Origin of the sequence: Actinomadura spongiicola (assembly GCF_003432485.1) — a bacterium.
In the GTDB taxonomy this organism is placed as follows: Bacteria; Actinomycetota; Actinomycetes; order Streptosporangiales; family Streptosporangiaceae; genus Spirillospora; species Spirillospora spongiicola.
In genome coordinates this window covers 370,711-386,556 of the sequence record NZ_QVNQ01000003.1, presented here as the reverse complement: position 1 = coordinate 386,556, position 15,846 = coordinate 370,711, and the positions used below count along the sequence as shown (strand labels likewise).

The following is a 15,846-nucleotide window of genomic DNA, read 5'->3' as shown; positions in this document are numbered from 1 at the left end:
CGGAACGGGTGGCGGAATGGTGGCGGAACGCCGCCGGGTGAGCGTCGCGCCGCAGGTGGCGCGGGGGGTCATGGACATTCGCGGTGGCGGAACCCTCCTTCTATTCACCTATTCCGACTTGTTTAGTAGGTTTACGGCCGTGACCAGGAACGACCTTGCCGCCGAGCCGTTGACATTGGCGGACGTCCGGAGGTTGCGGGCCGACCGCGCCCGCCAGGTGGCGGACGTGCTGCGCCGCCAGGTGCTGTACGGCGAGTTCCGCAGCGGGGTGCTGCCCTCCGAGTCCGAGCTCGTCCGGGAGTTCGGAACGTCCCGCAACACCGTCAGGGAGGCGCTGGACCTGCTGCGCGGCGAGGGCCTCGTCGAACGCTGCCCCGGGGTCGGCACCCTCGCCGTCGCCGAGAAGTACCCGCACGGCCTGGAGCCCCTGCGCGGGCTCGCCGAGACGCTGCGCGAGCACGGCGAGGTCGACAACGAGGTCCGCGCCACGGGTCTGATCACGCCGTCCCGGGAGATCACGGCGCGGCTGCGGCTGCCGCCGGGGGAGCCCGTCGTCTACATCGAGCGGATCCGGCGGGTGAACGGGCTGCCGCTCTCCCTCGACCTCACCTACATCGCCCGCGACCTGGGCGAGCCGCTGCTCGCCGAGGACCTCGCCCGCAACGACATCTTCGTGCTCCTCGAACGGATCGCCGGGCAGCCCCTCGGGCGCGCCGAGGTCACGTTGGAGGCCGTCAACGCCGACCCGCACTCGGCCGCGACCCTGGACGCCCCGCGCGGCGCGGCCCTGCTGATGATCGAACGCCTCACCCACCTCGCCGACGGCCGGCCGGTCGACCTTGAGTTCATCCGGTTCCGCGGCGACCGCATCGCGATGAGCGGCACCCTCCGCCGCACCCGTCCCTGACAGGAGAGACCCATGGCACTCGTGGAGAACCGCGCCGACGTCCCCGTGACGGTGGACGAGGCCCTCTGCGTCGACGGCTGCACGCTGTGCATCGACGTCTGCCCGCTGGACGCGCTCGCCGTCCACCCCGAGACCGGCAAGGCGTACATGCACGTCGACGAGTGCTGGTACTGCGGCCCCTGCGCCGACCGCTGTCCCACCGGAGCCGTGACCGTCAACATGCCGTACCTCCTGCGCTGAGAGAACCCCCATGAGACTTCCGCTGCCAAGAACCCTCCTCGTCGGGCTCGTGTCGGTGCTCGCCGCGGGCGCCGCGACCGGCTGCACCGTCGCCGGCAACGCCTCCGCGGGCGGCGGCTCCGGCGAGATCGTCGTGGGCTACCAGTCGAAGACCATCAACACCGTCACGGCCGGGACGCTGCTGCGCACGCTCGGCTTCTTCGAGAAGCGTCTGCGGGAACTGGACGGGAAGCACTCCGTCGTCTGGCGCGACTACGACACGGGCGCGCCGATCACCGCGCAGATGCTCGCCGGGAAGATCGACATCGGTTCGATGGGCGACTACCCGCTGCTGATCAACGGCTCGCGCGCTCAGGCGCAGGGCGGCGACGCCGAGACCCAATGGGTGTCGGTGACCGGCTACAACCTGCGCGGCTCGCTGAACAGCGTGGTGGTCGCGCCCGGCTCGAAGGCCCGGACGCTGCGCGATCTGAAGGGTGAGACCGTGTCGGCGAGTGTCGGGTCCGCGGGGCACGGCACTTTCGTGCAGGCCGCCCGCAAGTACGGGCTCGACCCGGCGAAGGACGTGAAGGTCGAGAACCAGCAGCCGACCGTCGGCGCCTCCGCGCTCCAGTCGGGCTCCGCCGCGGCCTTCGCCCAGTTCGTGGCCTGGCCCGGCCTCCTGGTGAACAAGGGGCAGGCCAAACTGCTCTACGACGGCGGGGACCTGAACGTGCCGACCTTCCACGGCGTGGTGGTCCGCAAGCGGTACGCCGAGGAGAAGCCCGAGATCCTCCAGGCGTTCCTCCGCGCGCAGATCGACGCGACGAACCACCTGCACTCCCGGCCGCTGGAGGCGGCGCAGTCGGTGGCGACCACGACGGGCCTGCCGGTGGAGACCGTCTACCTCTACAACGGTCCGGGCGGTGTCGCCACGTTCGACCCGACCATCAAGAAGGAACTGCGGGACGCGTTCGTCCAGGACGTGCCCTTCCTCAAGTCGATCGGCGTCATCCAGACACCGCTGAAGGTGGACCCGTTCGTCAACGACACTCACATCAGGAAGGCGGTCGGCGCCGCCTACGACGAGCAGGTCGCGTCCACGGCCAACCCCGCGGCCATCGTCGGGACCGACGCGGTCTGCGGGCGGAAGGTGGACGATCCCCGGACCGCGGGCGAGGTGTGGGTGCAGGGCGAGCCGAAGACGCGCCCCGCCGCCGACCCCGTCTGCCTCCTGAAGAACGTCCGGGCGCTCCAGGGCGAGGGCAAGCGGATCAGGGCCGTGTACATCCCGGACACGGCCGCCGGAACCCGGTGGTTCGCCGACAAGGACGTCTGGGTGGAGGACCCGTCCGCACCGGCCGCGCAACGGTTCAAGCCGTTCGCGACGGACGAGGGCGCGCGGAAGTACGTGTCGGCGCACTCCGGAGCGAAGGTCGTCCCGTACGCCGAGGCGGTGCGCCGCGCATGAACCGCCTGCACCGATGGCCCGTCCGGGTGGCGTCGCTGCTGGCCGCCCTGGCCGTATGGCATCTGGTGACCGCCGCCGACCTGCGGTTCTGGGTCCGGTTCGACCGGTTCCCCGGCCCGGTGGACGTCGTCACCGAGTTCGGTCGTCAAGTCGAGCAGGGCCGGTACTGGCAGGACATCGCGCAGAGCCTCGTGCGGATCCTCACGGGGTTCGTGCTCGCCGCCGTCCTCGGCGTGGCGCTCGGCGTCGCCACCGCCCGGTCCCGGTGGGCGGGGGACGTGCTCCAGCCGCTGTTCGAGGTGGCCCGCCCGATCCCGGCGATCGCGCTGGTCCCGGTCGCGATCCTGCTGTTCCCGGCGAACGAGCAGGGCATCGTGTTCATCACGTTCGCGGCGGCGTTCTTCCCCGTCCTGGTCAGCACCCGGCACGCGGTGAAGGCGCTCCCGGTCGTCTGGGAGGACGCGGTCCGCACGCTCGGCGGCGGGCGGTGGGGGGTCCTGCTCCGCGTCGTCCTGCCGGGGGTGCTGCCGGGCGTGTTCGGCGGCCTGTCCATCGGCATGGGCGTGGCGTGGATCTGCGTCATCTCCGCCGAGATGATCTCCGGCGACTTCGGTGTCGGCTACCGGACCTGGCAGGCGTACACGATCGTCGACTACCCCGGCGTGCTCGTCGGGATGGCCACCATCGGGCTGCTCGGCTGGTTCACCTCCGCCTCGGTGGAGCTGGCCGGACGACGCCTCACCCGGTGGCTGCCGAGAGAGGGGGAACGGACATGAGCGGGTTGTCGCTGCGCGCGGAGCGTGTGACCCTCGGGTACGGCGGACGTCCGGCCGTGCGCGGGCTGGACCTGGACGTGGCGGCGGGGGAGCTGCTCGTCGTCCTCGGGCCGTCCGGCTGTGGGAAGTCCACGTTGCTGCGGGCGTTCGCGGGGCTCCTCCCGGCCATGTCCGGGCGCGTCCTCGCCGACGGCGAGCCGATCACCGGCCCGTCCGCGGACCGGGCGCTGATGTTCCAGGACGACGCGCTGCTGCCGTGGCGCACCGCCCGCCGCAACGTCGAGCTGGCCCTGGCGCTGCGCCGCGTCCCGCGCGGGCGGCGCCGCGCGGAGGCGGAACGCTGGCTCGCCCGGGTGGGCCTCGGCGACGACGCCGGGCGGCTGCCGCGCGAACTGTCCGGGGGGATGCGGCAGCGCGTCCAGCTCGCCCGGACCCTCGCCGCCGGGCCCCGGGCGATCCTCATGGACGAGCCGTTCGGCGCCCTGGACGCGCAGACCCGCGCCTCCATGCAGCGGCTTCTCCTGGACGTGCTGGCCGACGCGCCCGCGACGGTGGTGTTCGTCACCCACGACGTGGACGAGGCGCTGCTGCTCGGCCACCGCGTCGTCGTCCTCGGCCGGGACCGTCCGGCCGGTGTCGCCGCCGAGTTCGACGGTGCCGCGTCCCGCGACGAACTGCTCGCGGCGCTCGGGGCCGGTGACCCGGTGAAGGACGACGCGCTGAAGGACGACGCGCTGAAGGACGACGCGCTGAAGGGCGAGCCGCTGAAGGGCGAGCCGCTGAAAGGCGACGTGCTGAAGGAGGCCGTCTGATGGAGATCCCGTCCGTGGCGGAGCGCCGCGAACTGAGCTGCGACGTCCTGGTCGTCGGGGGCGGCACCGCCGGGACGATGGCCGCGATCACCGCCGCCGAGCACGGCGCGTCCGTCCTGCTGCTGGAGAAGGCGCACGTCCGGCACTCGGGCGCGCTCGCCATGGGCATGGACGGCGTCAACAACGCGGTCATCCCCGGCAAGGCCACGCCCGAGGACTACGTCGCCGAGATCACCCGCGCCAACGACGGCATCGTCGACCAGCGGACCGTCCACCAGACCGCCACCCGCGGGTTCGCGATGGTGAAGCGGCTCGAACGGTACGGCGTGAAGTTCGAGAAGGACGAGTACGGCGAGTACGCGGTCCGCAGGGTGCATCGTTCCGGCTCGTACGTCCTGCCCATGCCGGAGGGCAAGGACGTCAAGAAGGTGCTCTACCGGGTGCTGCGGCAGCGGTCCATCCGGGAGAAGGTGCGGATCGAGAACCGCGTCATGCCGGTGCGCGTCCTGACGTCGGGCGGGCGCGCGGTGGGGGCCGTGGGCTTCGACACCCGCAGCGGCGAGTTCGTCACCGTCTCGGCCGGTGCCGTCATCCTGGCGACGGGGGCGGCCGGGCGTCTCGGGCTGCCCGCGTCCGGCTACCTCTACGGGACGTACGAGAATCCCACCAACGCGGGCGACGGCCACGCGATGGCCTACCACGCGGGCGCCGAGCTCAGCGGCATCGAGTGCTTCCAGATCAACCCGCTCATCAAGGACTACAACGGACCCGCGTGCGCCTACGTCGCCAACCCGTTCGGCGGGTACCAGGTCAACGCCGAGGGGACGCGGTTCGTCGACTGCGACTACTGGTCGGGTCAGATGATGGCGGAGGTGAAACGCGAGATCGACTCAGCGCGCGGCCCCATCTACCTGAAGCTGTCCCACCTGCCGGACGAGACCCTGACGGCCCTCGAAGGCATCCTGCACACCACCGAGCGTCCGACCCGGGGCACGTTCCACGCCGGCCGCGGCCACGACTACCGCCACCACGACATCGAGATGCACATCTCCGAGATCGGGCTGTGCGGCGGGCACTCCGCGTCCGGCGTGTGGGTGGACGAGAACGCCCGCACGACCGTGCCCGGCCTGTACGCGGCGGGGGATCTGGCGTGCGTCCCGCACAACTACATGATCGGCGCGTTCGTCTTCGGGGACCTCGCGGGCGCGGACGCCGCCGCCCACCGGCCCGCCGCTCCGGACGGGCCCGCGCCGCTGCCCGAGGACCAGATCCGGGCGGCGCACGAGCTGATCTACCGGCCGCTGCGCAACCCGGACGGACCGCCGCAGTCGCAGGTCGAGTACAAGCTCCGCCGGTTCGTCAACGACTATGTCGCGCCGCCCAAGACGCGGGCGAAGCTCGACATCGCCGTCGAGACGTTCGCCCGCATGGAGACGGAGATCGCGGGAATGGGCGCGCGGACCCCGCACGAGCTGATGCGCTGCGTGGAGGTCACGTTCATCCGCGACTGCGCCGAGATGGCCGCCCGCTCGTCCCTGACCCGTACCGAGAGCCGCTGGGGCCTCTACCACGACCGCGCCGACCTGCCCGAACGCGACGACTCGGCATGGATGTACCACCTCAACCTGCGGCGCCGCGACGACGGCGCGATGGAGTTCCTCAAGCGGCCCGTCGCGCCCTACCTGGTGCCCGTCGAGGAGTTCACCGTCCCGGAGCCCGGCGAACCGGTCGTTCTCGGCCCGGCGTCCGCCGCCGCGCCCGCGCGCCGGACGGGATCCACCCGGACGGCGCGTCCGGCCACGGCGATCGGACGTTCCCCCCGGCTGCTGGAGCTTCAGGAACTCGCCGAGACCGGTCCGGGCGTCGACGCCATCGCCGCCTACCTCGCCGACCCCGACCCGAAGGTGCGGCGCGCGGCCGTCGCGACGCTCACCGAGGTCGCGCCGGACGGTGTCGCCGCCGCCCTGGCGACCGCGCTCGCCGACACGCACGGCTCCGTCCGGCGCGCCGCCGCGACCGCCCTCCGCGAGCTGGTCGAGGTGCTGCCCGCGACGCCCGATGTACGGGACGTCCTCGTCCCCGCGCTCGGCGGCGCGGACGCCGTCGTCCGCGCCGCCGTCCTGGACGTGCTGCGCGCCCTCCGGCTCGGCGACCGGGCGGTGTTCGGGGGCGCGCTCGGCGATCCCGACCACCGCGTCCGGCTCCAGGCCGTGCGGGGCCTGGTCGCCCATGACGCCGCGGACGAGGTCGCGCGGGCCGCGACGGACGCGTCCCGCGAGGTCCGGATCGCGGCGGCGCACGGCCTCGGCGCCATCGGCGACCCGGCGGGGGCCGGGACGCTCGGCGACCTGGTCGGCGACGCGGACGACCTGGTCAGGGCGGCGGCCCTGGAAGCACTGGCCGGGATCGGATGTCCGGCCCCGCTGGACCTCGCGGCCGTCGACGCCCTGCACGACGCGGCCTGGCAGGTCCGCACCGGCGCCGCGCGAGGGCTGGCCGCCGCGTCCCCCGACCTCGCCGCGGACCCGCTCGTGAAGGCCCTGGACGACCCGCACCAGGACGTCCGCAAGGCCGCGGTGATCTCCCTGGGCGCCTTCCGCGACGTCGCGGCGGTGCGCGACGCCCTCGACGCGGCGCGGGACGACTCCGACGCCGACGTCCGCGCCTACGCCCGCCTCGCCCTCAGCGAGACGCGCTGAGGGTGACCAGGGCCGCCGTCATGGCTGTCTCCACGAGCGCGCCGAGGACGTCACCGGTCACGCCGCCGAGCCGCCGCACCGCGTGACCGAGCAGCGCCAGCGCCGCGCCGAGCGCGACGACCACCGCGGCGGCGGCCCGAACGGCGCCGCCGGGCCCGCCGAACGCGGCGCCGACGGCCGCCGCGACCACGAGCACGGCGGCCGTGGCGGCCCACGCCGCCCGTGCCGGAACCGTGCCCGCGACCAGCGCGCCGAGCCCGCCGGAACGAGCCGGAGGGACGCCGACGCGGCAGGCCCAGGGGAGTGCGAGGCGCCCGATGACGGACGCGATCAGAACCGCTGCCACCGGATCCGGGGCGGCGGCCAGGGCCGCGACCTGAATCAAAAGGGTCAGCAGCAGGGTGACGACGCCGAACGGGCCGATGTCGGACCGCTTCATGATCTCCAGGGCGTCGGCGGCGGGGCGTCCGCTGCCCAGACCGTCCGCGAGATCGGCGAGGCCGTCCAGGTGCAGGGCCCGCGTGACGGCCGCCATGACGGCCACCGCCAGCGCAGCCGCCAGGAGACGGCTGAGATCCAGCAGGTCGCCCGCCAGCAGGACCAGCGCGGCGGCGCCCCCGGTGAGCAGGCCCACGGACGGCGCCAGCAGCATCGCCGTGCCCGCCATACCGCGGTCCACCCGCCGCTCCGTCGCACGCGAGCCCAGCGGCACGATGGTGAGCAGCGTGACCGCCAGCCGCAGACCGGCGATCATCCGAGCTCCGTGACGCGTCCGGCCACGACCAACGCCGCCTCCTCGGACTCGGCCGCGAGCCGCTGGTTGAGGCGGCCGAGCAGGTCGCCGAACGCCCGTCCCGACCGCGTCGTCGGCACCAGGGACAGGCCGACCTCCTCGCTCACCGCGACCACCCGCGCCCGGGTTCCCCGCCACGCCGCGACCAGGTCGTCCAGGCGCGGTCGCGCCGCGGACGGGTCGTCCCACGCGGCGGCTTCGTCCATCGTGGCGGCGAGCCATGTGCCGATGCCGTCCACGAGGACCGCGCCGGTCTCGCGGTCGAGGACGCCCGCGAGATCCGTCGTCTCGACCGTCCGCCACCAGGCCGGGCGGCGGAGCCGGTGCGCGGTGACGCGCTCCGCCCATTCCGGGTCGTCGTCACGGGCGGGGCCGGTCGCGACATAGAGGACGTCCCGGCACGCCGCCAGGCGCAGTTCGGCCTCCGCCGACTTGCCCGAACGGGTCCCGCCGAGCAGCAGTGTCCTGTGCGGGCCGTGGTCGGGGCGGCGCCAGAACGCCATGCGGCGGTCCAGTTCGGCCGGCGACGGCAGACGGTGGTCGACGTGGACCGCCCATACATCGGTCTCGGACGTCACAGCTCCGATGCGGCGCAGGTAGCCCAGGTGTTCCGGGGAACCGGCCAGGTCCAGGAGGACGGCGTCGTACTCCATGCCGGGCGTGGGCTCCGGTCTGGTTCCCGGGCCGGCCGCCACGAGCACCCGCCCTCCGCGAGGTCCGCGGACCTCGAAACCGCCGGGAACGTCCGTTCGGGGAAGGTCGTCCATCGGTGTGCCGTCGACGACGGCGCTCACCGGCTCGTGCCGGATCCCGGCGGCGCGCAGTCGGCCGCACGACGCGCAGCGACACCCCGGCGCGGGCCATCCTTCCGGTGCGGCGGTGCCGCGAAGCTCGATGTCCATCTTGATCGGAACTCTACGGTTACGCTCACCGGGAACGCTCATGACGTCCCGTCGGGAGGCCCAGGTGAGCAACCCCCCGAACGCGCCGTGGCCGGGCGGCCCGGCCGGACCCGGCCCGGGCGTGCCACCGCCCTATGGTCCGCCCCCTGCCCCGCCTCCCGTCCCGCCCGCCGTTCCGCCGGGCGGCCCGCCGCCGGGCGGCCCCGGCTGGCCGCCCGGACCGTCCGGCATGCCCGGAAAGCCGCCGAAACGCGGGAACGGTGGACTGGCCGTCGCGCTGATCGGCGGCGGTGTCGTCCTGGCGCTGGCCCTGGTCGCGGCGGTCCTCGTGATCGCCCAGGACGGTGACGGCGGCGGAGGCGGGGACGGCGAGGTCCGGCTGCGGGTCGGGCGGATCGCCGGGGGCGCGGAGGCCACGCCGCTCCCCGACGGCAGCCTGGCCATGGCCCGGCCCGGCGTCACGAGCCCCGTCGTCGACGTCTACGAGGACTTCGCCTGCCCGCACTGCGGCGACTTCGACCGCAAGCACGACCCGATGCTCAAGGAACTCGCCGTCTCCGGGCGCGCCAAGGTCGTCTTCCACCCGATGGTCATCTTCGGTGAGAGCACCCAACCGGCGCACGACAACGCCCTGCGCGCCGCGTCGGCGCTACGCTGCGTCGGTGACGGCGCACGCTGGCTGTCCTACCAGGACGCCCTGTACGCCCACCAGCCGCCGAGCATCTCCAGCCAGGGGTACTCGACGGCCGACCTGCTCTCCTACGCCGAACCGCTCGGACTCACCGACGACGGCTTCCGAAGGTGCGTCGAGTCACAGCGCCACGCCGCGAGTGTGAAGACCGTCAGCCGGGGCTACATATCGTCCGGTGTCCAGGGCACGCCCAGCGTTCGGGTGAACGGCCACACGCTCAGCGTGTCCGACATGGAGACCCCGGAGGCGATGCGCCGGGCGATCGGCGGATGAGCATCGAGGGAATTCGCTGGATTTCGATGGATGAGACCGGAGACGAGGTCCCACGGCCGAGAGGCCGGTCTCACCAAGACAAGGGAGGTCGAGCGCGATGGCGTGGAGCTGGCGCCTGGAGAAGTCGGACGGGCGCATGGTCGGCATGTCCGAGGAGACCTTCTCCACCCAGGCGGACGCGGAGAGCTGGCTGGGCGAGAACTGGCGTGGGCTGCGCACCGACGCCGTCGACGCCGTGACGCTCCTGGACGGCGAGACGGTCGTGTACGAGATGAGCCTGCACGAACCGAGCGAACCCGGCTGACCCGGCGAGCCGGAAGGCGTCCGCCGGTGCCCCCGGAACGAGTGCCGGGGGGAGGGGCGCCCGGCGGCCGAGGCGCCCCTCGTCGAGGCGGTTCCGGTCAGGGCCGGCGGGCCGGGCTCTCCGTCTTCGCGGGGTCGCGGATGACGACGGGGCCGAGGACGCCGTCGATCCGCTTCATCACGTCGGCGTCCAGCTTCACCCCGGCGGCCCTGGCGTTGTCGGCGACCTGCTCCGGACGGGACGCGCCCACGATCGCCGCCGACACGTTCGGGTTCTGCAACGTCCAGGCGATCGCGAGCTGAGCCATCGACAGCCCCAGCTCGTCCGCGATCGGCTTCAGTTCCTGCACGCGGGTCAGCAGGTCGTCGTTCATGTAACGGCTAATCATGTCGGCGCCACCCTTGGCGTCGGTGGCGCGCGACCCCTCCGGCAGCGGCCGGCCCGGGAGGTACTTGCCGGTCAGCACGCCCTGCCCGATCGGCGACCAGACGATCTGGCCGACGCCCTCGCTCTCGCACAGCGGGACGATCTCCTCCTCGATGACCCGCCACAGCATGGAGTACTGCGGCTGGTTGGAGACGATCCGGTCGAGGCCCATCTCGTCGGCGATCTTCAGGGCGCGTTCGATCTCCTCGGCCCGCCACTCCGAGACGCCGACGTACAGCACCTTGCCCTGCCGGACGAGGTCGTCGAACGCCCGTAGCGTCTCCTCCAGCGGCGTCTCGTGGTCGAACCGGTGGGCCTGGTAGAGGTCCACGTAGTCGGTGCCGAGGCGGCGGAGGGAACCGTTGATCGACTCGACGATGTGCTTGCGGGACAGCCCCCGGTCGTTCATGCCGGGCCCGGTCGGCCAGAAGACCTTCGTGAAGATCTCCAGGCCCTCGCGGCGCTGCCCCTTGAGCGCGCGTCCGAGAACCTCCTCCGCTCGCGTCTGGGCGTAGACGTCCGCGGTGTCGAAAGTGGTGACGCCCTCGTCCAGGGCGGCGTGCACACAGGCGTGCGCGGCGTCCTCCTCGACGCTCGAGCCATGGGTGAGCCAGTTGCCGTACGCGATCTCGCTGATCTTCAGACCGCTCCGGCCAAGGTTTCGGAACTCCATGGCCCCGACCCTAGTAGGGCGTGGTTCGAGGTCCTCGGGGCGGATCGGCCCGGCGCGGACCGCCGGTCAGACCTTCTCCTTCTCGCCGATCCGCACCTGCGGGTTCGGGACGCGGAGCCGGCGGATCTGCATCGCGCGCATCGCCGCGTACAGCCCGACGCCCTTGGCGTCCTCCTCCGGGTAGCGCTCGGCGGCGAGCCTCTTGACCCCCCGGCTGAGCATCAGGCCCTCGCCGAACACCACCAGGAGCAGCAGCGGCGGCGCGAACAGCACCAGCAGCCGGGCCACCGGGATCGGGAACATGCTCAGCAGCACGACCGCGAACATGGCGTACATCAGGTAGGAGCCGACGGTGCGGCGCGCGTCCACATAGTCGCGGGCGAGTCGCCTGACCGGGCCCCTGTCGCGCTTGAGCAGGTGCTTCTCGTCGCCCTTCGCCATCCCCTCGCGGGCCTTGGCGCGCTCGGCCGCCTGCCGCTCCCTGACCTTCCGGTAGGCCTCCTTGCGGTTGGCCGGCGCGGTGATCGGCTGGCGGCGCAGCTTCTCGGCGTCCCTGCGCTTGGGCGTGGGACGCCCCTTGCCTCCCGGCTTTACTACCTGAGGAGGATTCGGCGGGGCCTCTTGGGTACGACGCTTGAACACGGGATCAGACTACCGGCTGCGAACATCGTGGCTGCCTCGCGCGTTAACGCGTAGGGTGATAAGAACCCCAGCAGTGGTCATTGAGCCCAGTTCACGACTGAGGCGACAGCACGAAGGGACCGGCGCCGCGCGATGAGCGTGATGAAGCGAATGTCGATGATCTTCAAGTCCAAGGCGAACAGGGCCCTGGACCGCATGGAGGATCCCCGCGAGACCCTCGATTACTCCTACCAGCGCCAGCTGGAGATGCTGCAGAAGGTCCGTCGGGGGGTCGCCGACGTCGCCACTTCGCGCAAGCGTCTCGAACTTCAGATCAACCAGCTTGAGCAGCAGCAGACCAAGCTGACCGACCAGGGGAAGAAGGCCTTGCAGGTCGGCCGGGAGGATCTCGCCCGCGAGGCGCTGACCCGCCGGGCCGGGCTGGAGAGCCAGTTGAACGACCTGCGCGGCCAGTACCAGCAGCTCCAGGGCGAGGAAGAGAAGCTCACGCTGGCCTCCCAGCGCCTCCAGGCCAAGGTCGACTCCTTCCGCACCCGCAAGGAGACGATCAAGGCGACCTACACGGCCGCCGAGGCGCAGACCAAGATCAACGAGGCGTTCACCGGCATCTCCGAGGAGATGGGCGACGTCGGCCTCGCGATCCAGCGCGCCGAGGAGAAGACCGACACCATGAAGGCCCGCGCCGGGGCGATCGACGAGCTGCTGGCCTCCGGCGCCCTGGAGGACTTCTCCGGTCCGAAGGACGACATCCAGGCCGAACTCGACCGGATGGGCTCCGGGCCCGGCGTCGACATGGAACTGGAACGTCTCAAAGCCGAGCTCGGCCAGGCCCCCGCGCCCAAGGAGCTGAACCAGGGCACGCCGACCGCGCAGCCGCAGCAGCAGGACACCCCCCAGCAGCAGACGCAGTGGCCGCAGAAGCCCGGGGGTGCCCAGTGATCGTCCGCCTGATGGGCGAAGGCCAGCTGGACGTGGCCGACGAGGATCTGTCGTCCCTGAACACGCTCGACGACGAGCTGGAATCAGCGATCGAGTCGGGCGACGAGACGGCTTTCCGCGCCGCGCTGCACGCGCTGCTGGAGAACGTCCGCAAGGTGGGCAGGCCGCTGCCGCCGGACAGCCTCGCGCCGTCCGAACTGATCCTCCCCCCGGCCGACGCGCACATCGACGAGGTGCGCTCGATGCTCGGCGACGAAGGACTGATTCCCGACTGAGTCGACCGGCAGAACCGGACGGTCAGGCACAAAAGCCGGTCCCTGGGCGTTAACACAAGTGAACACGGCAACGGGAAGCACTGGGGGTGCCCGCATGGCCAGAACGCGCTACGCCTCCGACAGAGGCCTGACCTCGCGGATGCTCGTGACGATGTTCCTGCTGGGGCTGGTCTACGTCGTCGCCGTCGGAGCCTTCTTCGTCTTCCTGCCCGAGTGGGCGTTCGTCGCGCTCACCGTGGCCGCCCTGTTCCTGCTCGCCCAGTACTTCTTCTCCGACAAGATGACGCTGTTCGCGATGCACGGCCGGGTCGTCACCCCGGACGAGGCGCCGGAACTCCACGGCGTCGTCGACCGGATCTGCGCCCTCTCGGACGCCCCGAAACCGCGGGTCGCGATCGCCGACACCGACGTGCCGAACGCGTTCGCCACCGGGCGCAACCAGAAGAAGGCCGTCGTCTGCGTCACCACCGGGCTGCTGCGCCGCCTCGACCCCGTCGAACTGGAAGGCGTGCTCGCGCACGAGATGGCGCACGTCGCGCACAAGGACGTCGCGGTCATGACGATCGCCTCGTTCCTCGGCATCTGCGCCGGCCTCATCACCCGGTTCGGCCTCCACGTCGGCCTGTGGGGCGGGTTCGGTCGCCGCGACAACGACCAGAACACCGGGCTGATCCTGCTGGCCGTGATCGCGGCCAGCGCCCTCGCCTACGCCGTCAGCTTCATGCTCACCCGCGCGCTGTCGCGCTACCGCGAACTGTCCGCCGACCGCGCCGCGGCGCTGCTCACCGGCCGTCCCTCGGCACTGGCCAGCGCGTTGACGAAGGTCAACGGGGAGATCGCGCGGATCCCGACGAAGGACCTGCGGGCCGCGCAGGCGTTCAACGCGTTCTTCTTCACCCCCGCGTTCGGCAAGGGCTTCAGCGTCTCCTCGCTGTTCTCCACGCACCCGACCCTCGACAAGCGCCTCGCCCAGCTCTCCAGGATCTCCGCACAGCTGAGCCGGGGAGCCTGACCGATGGGATTCCTCGACACCCTGCTCGGCCGCTCCAAACCCGCCAAACCCGACCTCGACCGCCTCTTCGGCCTGTCGACGGCCGCCATCACGCTGGAGGCGGCGGCGGGCTTCGTCCCCACTGGGCTCGGCTCGGTGTGCTTCCGCGCCGCGGAGGGCGGCGCGTTCGCGCGGCTGCAACGCGACATCCAGGAACTCCTCGACGCGGACGAGGGCCCCAAGGTCGAGATCACCGAAGACGCCTACGGTTACACGTGGCTCCTCGCCACCCACCGCCCCGACGAGCTACCCGACCTCGTCACCGACCTCCACGCCGTCAACGCCACCCTGGAAGCGAACGGCTTCGGCCCGCACCTGCTGTGCTCCCTGGTCGGCTTCCGCGGCCCCGATGGACAACGCCTCGCGCTCGTCTACCTCTACAAACGCGGCACCTTCTACCCCTTCGCCCCCCTCCCGGGCGACAAACGCGACAACGCCCTGGAACTCCAAGTCCGCGGCGCCATAGGCTTCGACCTCCCCTTCGAACAAGACCTGGCCCGCTGGTTCCCCGTATGGGGAGCTGTGTTCTAGGTATTTCTCTCCTCCTTCGGGCGCGGAGCGCCCTCCATCGTCGAGAAACACGGTGCGATCGCTGGCATCGCTTCGGCTCGCCTGGCGGCTCGCTGCGCGATCAGGTTCTCGCTTCGCTCGAACCTGCCTTCGGACGCGATCGCAGAGGTTGGGGTTGTTGCGGGGTTGCGGAGCGGGCTGGGGTCGGCCCGCACGGATGGTGGTGGTGTTCCCCGGCAGTGCACGCTCCTCAACCCCTGGGCGGGCTTTCGGATGCGATCGCAACGGTTGGAGTGGGGGCAGGCGTTGGGTGGTTAGGGGAGGGCGAGCATTTGGTCTAGGGCCTTTTTGGCGTACTGGGCGGTTTCCTCGTCGACCGTGATGACGTTCTCGACTCTGTCGGCCGCCAGGGACTCCAGGGAGAGGACCAGGTGGGGGAGGTCGATGCGGTTCATGGTCGAGCAGTAGCAGACCGTCTTGTCCAAGAACATGATGTTCTTGTCGGGGTGGGTGTTGGCGAGGCGGCGGACCAGGTTCAGTTCCGTGCCCACGGCCCAGGAGGAGCCGGGCTCCGCGGCGGCGATGGTCTTGATGATGTACTCGGTGGAGCCGATCTGGTCGGCGGCGGTGACGACCTCGTGCCGGCATTCGGGGTGGACGAGGACGTTCACGCCGGGGACGCGGGCGCGGACGTCGTCCACCGACTCCTTCGTGAAGCGGCCGTGGACGGAGCAGTGGCCGCGCCACAAAATCATCTTCGCGTCGCGCAGTTGGGCCGGTGTGAGGCCGCCCTCGCGGCGGTGCGGGCTGTAGACGACGCAGTCGTCCAGCGAGAAGCCCATCTCCAGGACGGCGGTGTTGCGGCCGAGGTGCTGGTCGGGGAGGAACAGGACCTTCTTGCCCTTGGAGTAGGCCCAGTCCAGGGCGCGCCTGGCGTTGGAGGAGGTGCACACCACGCCGCCGTGGCGTCCGACGAAGCCCTTGATGTCGGCGGAGGAGTTCATGTACGTGACGGGGACGACGTCGTCCGCGACGCCCGCGTCCTCCAGGACGTCCCAGCAGTCCTCGACCTGGTCGAACGTCGCCATGTCGGCCATCGAGCAGCCCGCGCCGAGGTCGGGGAGGATCACCCGCTGATGGTCGGCGGTCAGGATGTCGGCGGACTCCGCCATGAAGTGGACGCCGCAGAACACGATGTACGGCGCCTCCGGACGGGCCGCCGCCTTCTGGGCCAGTTTGAACGAGTCGCCGGTCACGTCGGCGAACTGGATGACCTCGTCCCGCTGGTAGTGGTGGCCGAGGACGAAGACCTTGTCGCCGAGCGCGGCCTTCGCGGCGCGGGCGCGTTCGACGAGGGAGGGGTCGGAGGCCGGTGGCAGTTCCCCGGGGCAGTCCACTCCCCGCTCGCTGGCGGGGTCGGCGCCGTCGCCGAGCAGGAGCAACGGAAGGTCACGCAGTGGGGTCGTCACGGCGTCTCTCCTTT

General features: G+C 71.7%; 17 protein-coding genes. 12 read left to right on the top strand and 5 right to left on the bottom strand.

Annotated elements, in window-relative coordinates:
- Window positions 1–139 precede the first annotated feature (139 nt).
- Genes D0T12_RS10525 through D0T12_RS10500 form a run of 6 tightly spaced genes read left to right on the top strand, consistent with a single transcriptional unit; the run spans window position 140 to window position 6,884 of the window.
- Window positions 140–907 (top strand): GntR family transcriptional regulator, encoded by a 768-nt coding sequence (locus D0T12_RS10525; protein ID WP_233525956.1) that lies wholly within the window; start codon window positions 140–142, stop codon window positions 905–907.
- Window positions 908–919: 12 nt separating this feature from the next.
- Window positions 920–1,147: a 4Fe-4S dicluster domain-containing protein gene (locus tag D0T12_RS10520; RefSeq protein WP_117399319.1), complete on the top strand. Its 228-nt coding sequence runs from the start codon at window positions 920–922 to the stop codon at window positions 1,145–1,147.
- A gap of 10 nt (window positions 1,148–1,157) precedes the next feature.
- The gene (locus D0T12_RS10515) at window positions 1,158–2,597 is read left to right on the top strand and encodes an ABC transporter substrate-binding protein (protein ID WP_117399318.1); all 1,440 of its coding nucleotides are present in this window, start codon (window positions 1,158–1,160) and stop codon (window positions 2,595–2,597) included.
- Window positions 2,594–3,373 carry an ABC transporter permease gene (locus D0T12_RS10510; protein WP_117399317.1) on the top strand — a complete coding sequence of 260 codons (780 nt, stop codon included), beginning with the start codon at window positions 2,594–2,596 and terminating at the stop codon, window positions 3,371–3,373. Before D0T12_RS10515 ends, D0T12_RS10510 begins: the two co-directional genes overlap by 4 nt.
- Window positions 3,370–4,185, top strand: coding sequence for an ABC transporter ATP-binding protein (locus D0T12_RS10505; protein WP_117399316.1), 816 nt, complete (start codon window positions 3,370–3,372; stop codon window positions 4,183–4,185). Before D0T12_RS10510 ends, D0T12_RS10505 begins: the two co-directional genes overlap by 4 nt.
- A complete protein-coding gene (locus D0T12_RS10500; RefSeq protein WP_117399315.1) occupies window positions 4,185–6,884 on the top strand; it encodes a fumarate reductase/succinate dehydrogenase flavoprotein subunit in 2,700 nt (899 codons plus the stop codon). Before D0T12_RS10505 ends, D0T12_RS10500 begins: the two co-directional genes overlap by 1 nt.
- Here D0T12_RS10500 and D0T12_RS10495 read toward each other — a convergent pair.
- Together D0T12_RS10495 and D0T12_RS10490 are read right to left on the bottom strand one after the other, a co-directional pair.
- The gene (locus D0T12_RS10495; RefSeq protein WP_117399314.1) at window positions 6,868–7,638 is read right to left on the bottom strand and encodes an adenosylcobinamide-GDP ribazoletransferase; all 771 of its coding nucleotides are present in this window, start codon (window positions 7,636–7,638) and stop codon (window positions 6,868–6,870) included. The two genes, D0T12_RS10500 and D0T12_RS10495, sit on opposite strands and share 17 nt — an antisense overlap.
- Window positions 7,635–8,579, bottom strand: coding sequence for a bifunctional adenosylcobinamide kinase/adenosylcobinamide-phosphate guanylyltransferase (locus tag D0T12_RS10490; protein ID WP_117399313.1), 945 nt, complete (start codon window positions 8,577–8,579; stop codon window positions 7,635–7,637). Before D0T12_RS10490 ends, D0T12_RS10495 begins: the two co-directional genes overlap by 4 nt.
- A gap of 64 nt (window positions 8,580–8,643) precedes the next feature.
- Between D0T12_RS10490 and D0T12_RS10485 the strand changes: the two genes are divergently transcribed.
- Window positions 8,644–9,543, top strand: a complete 900-nt coding sequence (locus D0T12_RS10485; RefSeq protein ID WP_147339470.1) for a DsbA family protein — start codon at window positions 8,644–8,646, stop codon at window positions 9,541–9,543.
- Window positions 9,544–9,640: 97 nt separating this feature from the next.
- Window positions 9,641–9,847, top strand: coding sequence for a hypothetical protein (locus D0T12_RS10480; protein WP_117399311.1), 207 nt, complete (start codon window positions 9,641–9,643; stop codon window positions 9,845–9,847).
- A gap of 97 nt (window positions 9,848–9,944) precedes the next feature.
- On the opposite strand, the gene D0T12_RS10475 is transcribed toward D0T12_RS10480, so the two are convergent.
- On the bottom strand, window positions 9,945–10,946 hold the full coding sequence (locus tag D0T12_RS10475) for an aldo/keto reductase family protein (protein WP_117399310.1): 1,002 nt from the start codon (window positions 10,944–10,946) through the stop codon (window positions 9,945–9,947).
- Window positions 10,947–11,012: 66 nt separating this feature from the next.
- Complete coding sequence (locus D0T12_RS10470; RefSeq protein ID WP_117399309.1) at window positions 11,013–11,588, bottom strand: DUF3043 domain-containing protein; 576 nt, start codon at window positions 11,586–11,588, stop codon at window positions 11,013–11,015.
- A 132-nt stretch (window positions 11,589–11,720) separates the two neighbouring features.
- On the opposite strand from D0T12_RS10470, the gene D0T12_RS10465 reads away from it, so the two are divergent.
- The 4 genes from D0T12_RS10465 (at window position 11,721) to pspAB (ending at window position 14,384) form a co-directional block, all read left to right on the top strand.
- Window positions 11,721–12,527: a PspA/IM30 family protein gene (locus D0T12_RS10465; protein ID WP_199487398.1), complete on the top strand. Its 807-nt coding sequence runs from the start codon at window positions 11,721–11,723 to the stop codon at window positions 12,525–12,527.
- Entirely contained in the window at window positions 12,524–12,802 is a 279-nt protein-coding gene (gene pspAA, locus D0T12_RS10460; RefSeq protein WP_117399308.1) for a PspA-associated protein PspAA, read from the top strand. Before D0T12_RS10465 ends, pspAA begins: the two co-directional genes overlap by 4 nt.
- Before the next feature lie 94 nt (window positions 12,803–12,896).
- The gene (gene htpX / locus D0T12_RS10455; protein ID WP_117399307.1) at window positions 12,897–13,814 is read left to right on the top strand and encodes a zinc metalloprotease HtpX; all 918 of its coding nucleotides are present in this window, start codon (window positions 12,897–12,899) and stop codon (window positions 13,812–13,814) included.
- A 3-nt stretch (window positions 13,815–13,817) separates the two neighbouring features.
- Window positions 13,818–14,384, top strand: a complete 567-nt coding sequence (gene pspAB / locus D0T12_RS10450) for a PspA-associated protein PspAB (RefSeq protein ID WP_117399306.1) — start codon at window positions 13,818–13,820, stop codon at window positions 14,382–14,384.
- 293 nt (window positions 14,385–14,677) lie between these two features.
- On the opposite strand, the gene nadA is transcribed toward pspAB, so the two are convergent.
- Complete coding sequence (gene nadA, locus D0T12_RS10445) at window positions 14,678–15,832, bottom strand: quinolinate synthase NadA (protein ID WP_117399305.1); 1,155 nt, start codon at window positions 15,830–15,832, stop codon at window positions 14,678–14,680.
- Window positions 15,833–15,846: the final 14 nt, after the last annotated feature.

What these genes read in the sequence shown, in the direction of transcription:
- D0T12_RS10520 (WP_117399319.1), top strand. Translation starts at nt 920, where the DNA reads ATGGCACTCGTGGAGAACCGCGCCGACGTCCCCGTGACGGTGGACGAG.
- D0T12_RS10515 (WP_117399318.1), top strand. Translation starts at nt 1,158, where the DNA reads ATGAGACTTCCGCTGCCAAGAACCCTCCTCGTCGGGCTCGTGTCGGTG.
- D0T12_RS10510 (WP_117399317.1), top strand. Translation starts at nt 2,594, where the DNA reads ATGAACCGCCTGCACCGATGGCCCGTCCGGGTGGCGTCGCTGCTGGCC.
- D0T12_RS10505 (WP_117399316.1), top strand. Translation starts at nt 3,370, where the DNA reads ATGAGCGGGTTGTCGCTGCGCGCGGAGCGTGTGACCCTCGGGTACGGC.
- D0T12_RS10500 (WP_117399315.1), top strand. Translation starts at nt 4,185, where the DNA reads ATGGAGATCCCGTCCGTGGCGGAGCGCCGCGAACTGAGCTGCGACGTC.
- D0T12_RS10495 (WP_117399314.1), bottom strand. Translation starts at nt 7,638, where the DNA reads ATGATCGCCGGTCTGCGGCTGGCGGTCACGCTGCTCACCATCGTGCCG.
- D0T12_RS10490 (WP_117399313.1), bottom strand. Translation starts at nt 8,579, where the DNA reads ATGGACATCGAGCTTCGCGGCACCGCCGCACCGGAAGGATGGCCCGCG.
- D0T12_RS10480 (WP_117399311.1), top strand. Translation starts at nt 9,641, where the DNA reads ATGGCGTGGAGCTGGCGCCTGGAGAAGTCGGACGGGCGCATGGTCGGC.
- D0T12_RS10475 (WP_117399310.1), bottom strand. Translation starts at nt 10,946, where the DNA reads ATGGAGTTCCGAAACCTTGGCCGGAGCGGTCTGAAGATCAGCGAGATC.
- D0T12_RS10465 (WP_199487398.1), top strand. Translation starts at nt 11,721, where the DNA reads ATGAGCGTGATGAAGCGAATGTCGATGATCTTCAAGTCCAAGGCGAAC.
- htpX (WP_117399307.1), top strand. Translation starts at nt 12,897, where the DNA reads ATGGCCAGAACGCGCTACGCCTCCGACAGAGGCCTGACCTCGCGGATG.
- pspAB (WP_117399306.1), top strand. Translation starts at nt 13,818, where the DNA reads ATGGGATTCCTCGACACCCTGCTCGGCCGCTCCAAACCCGCCAAACCC.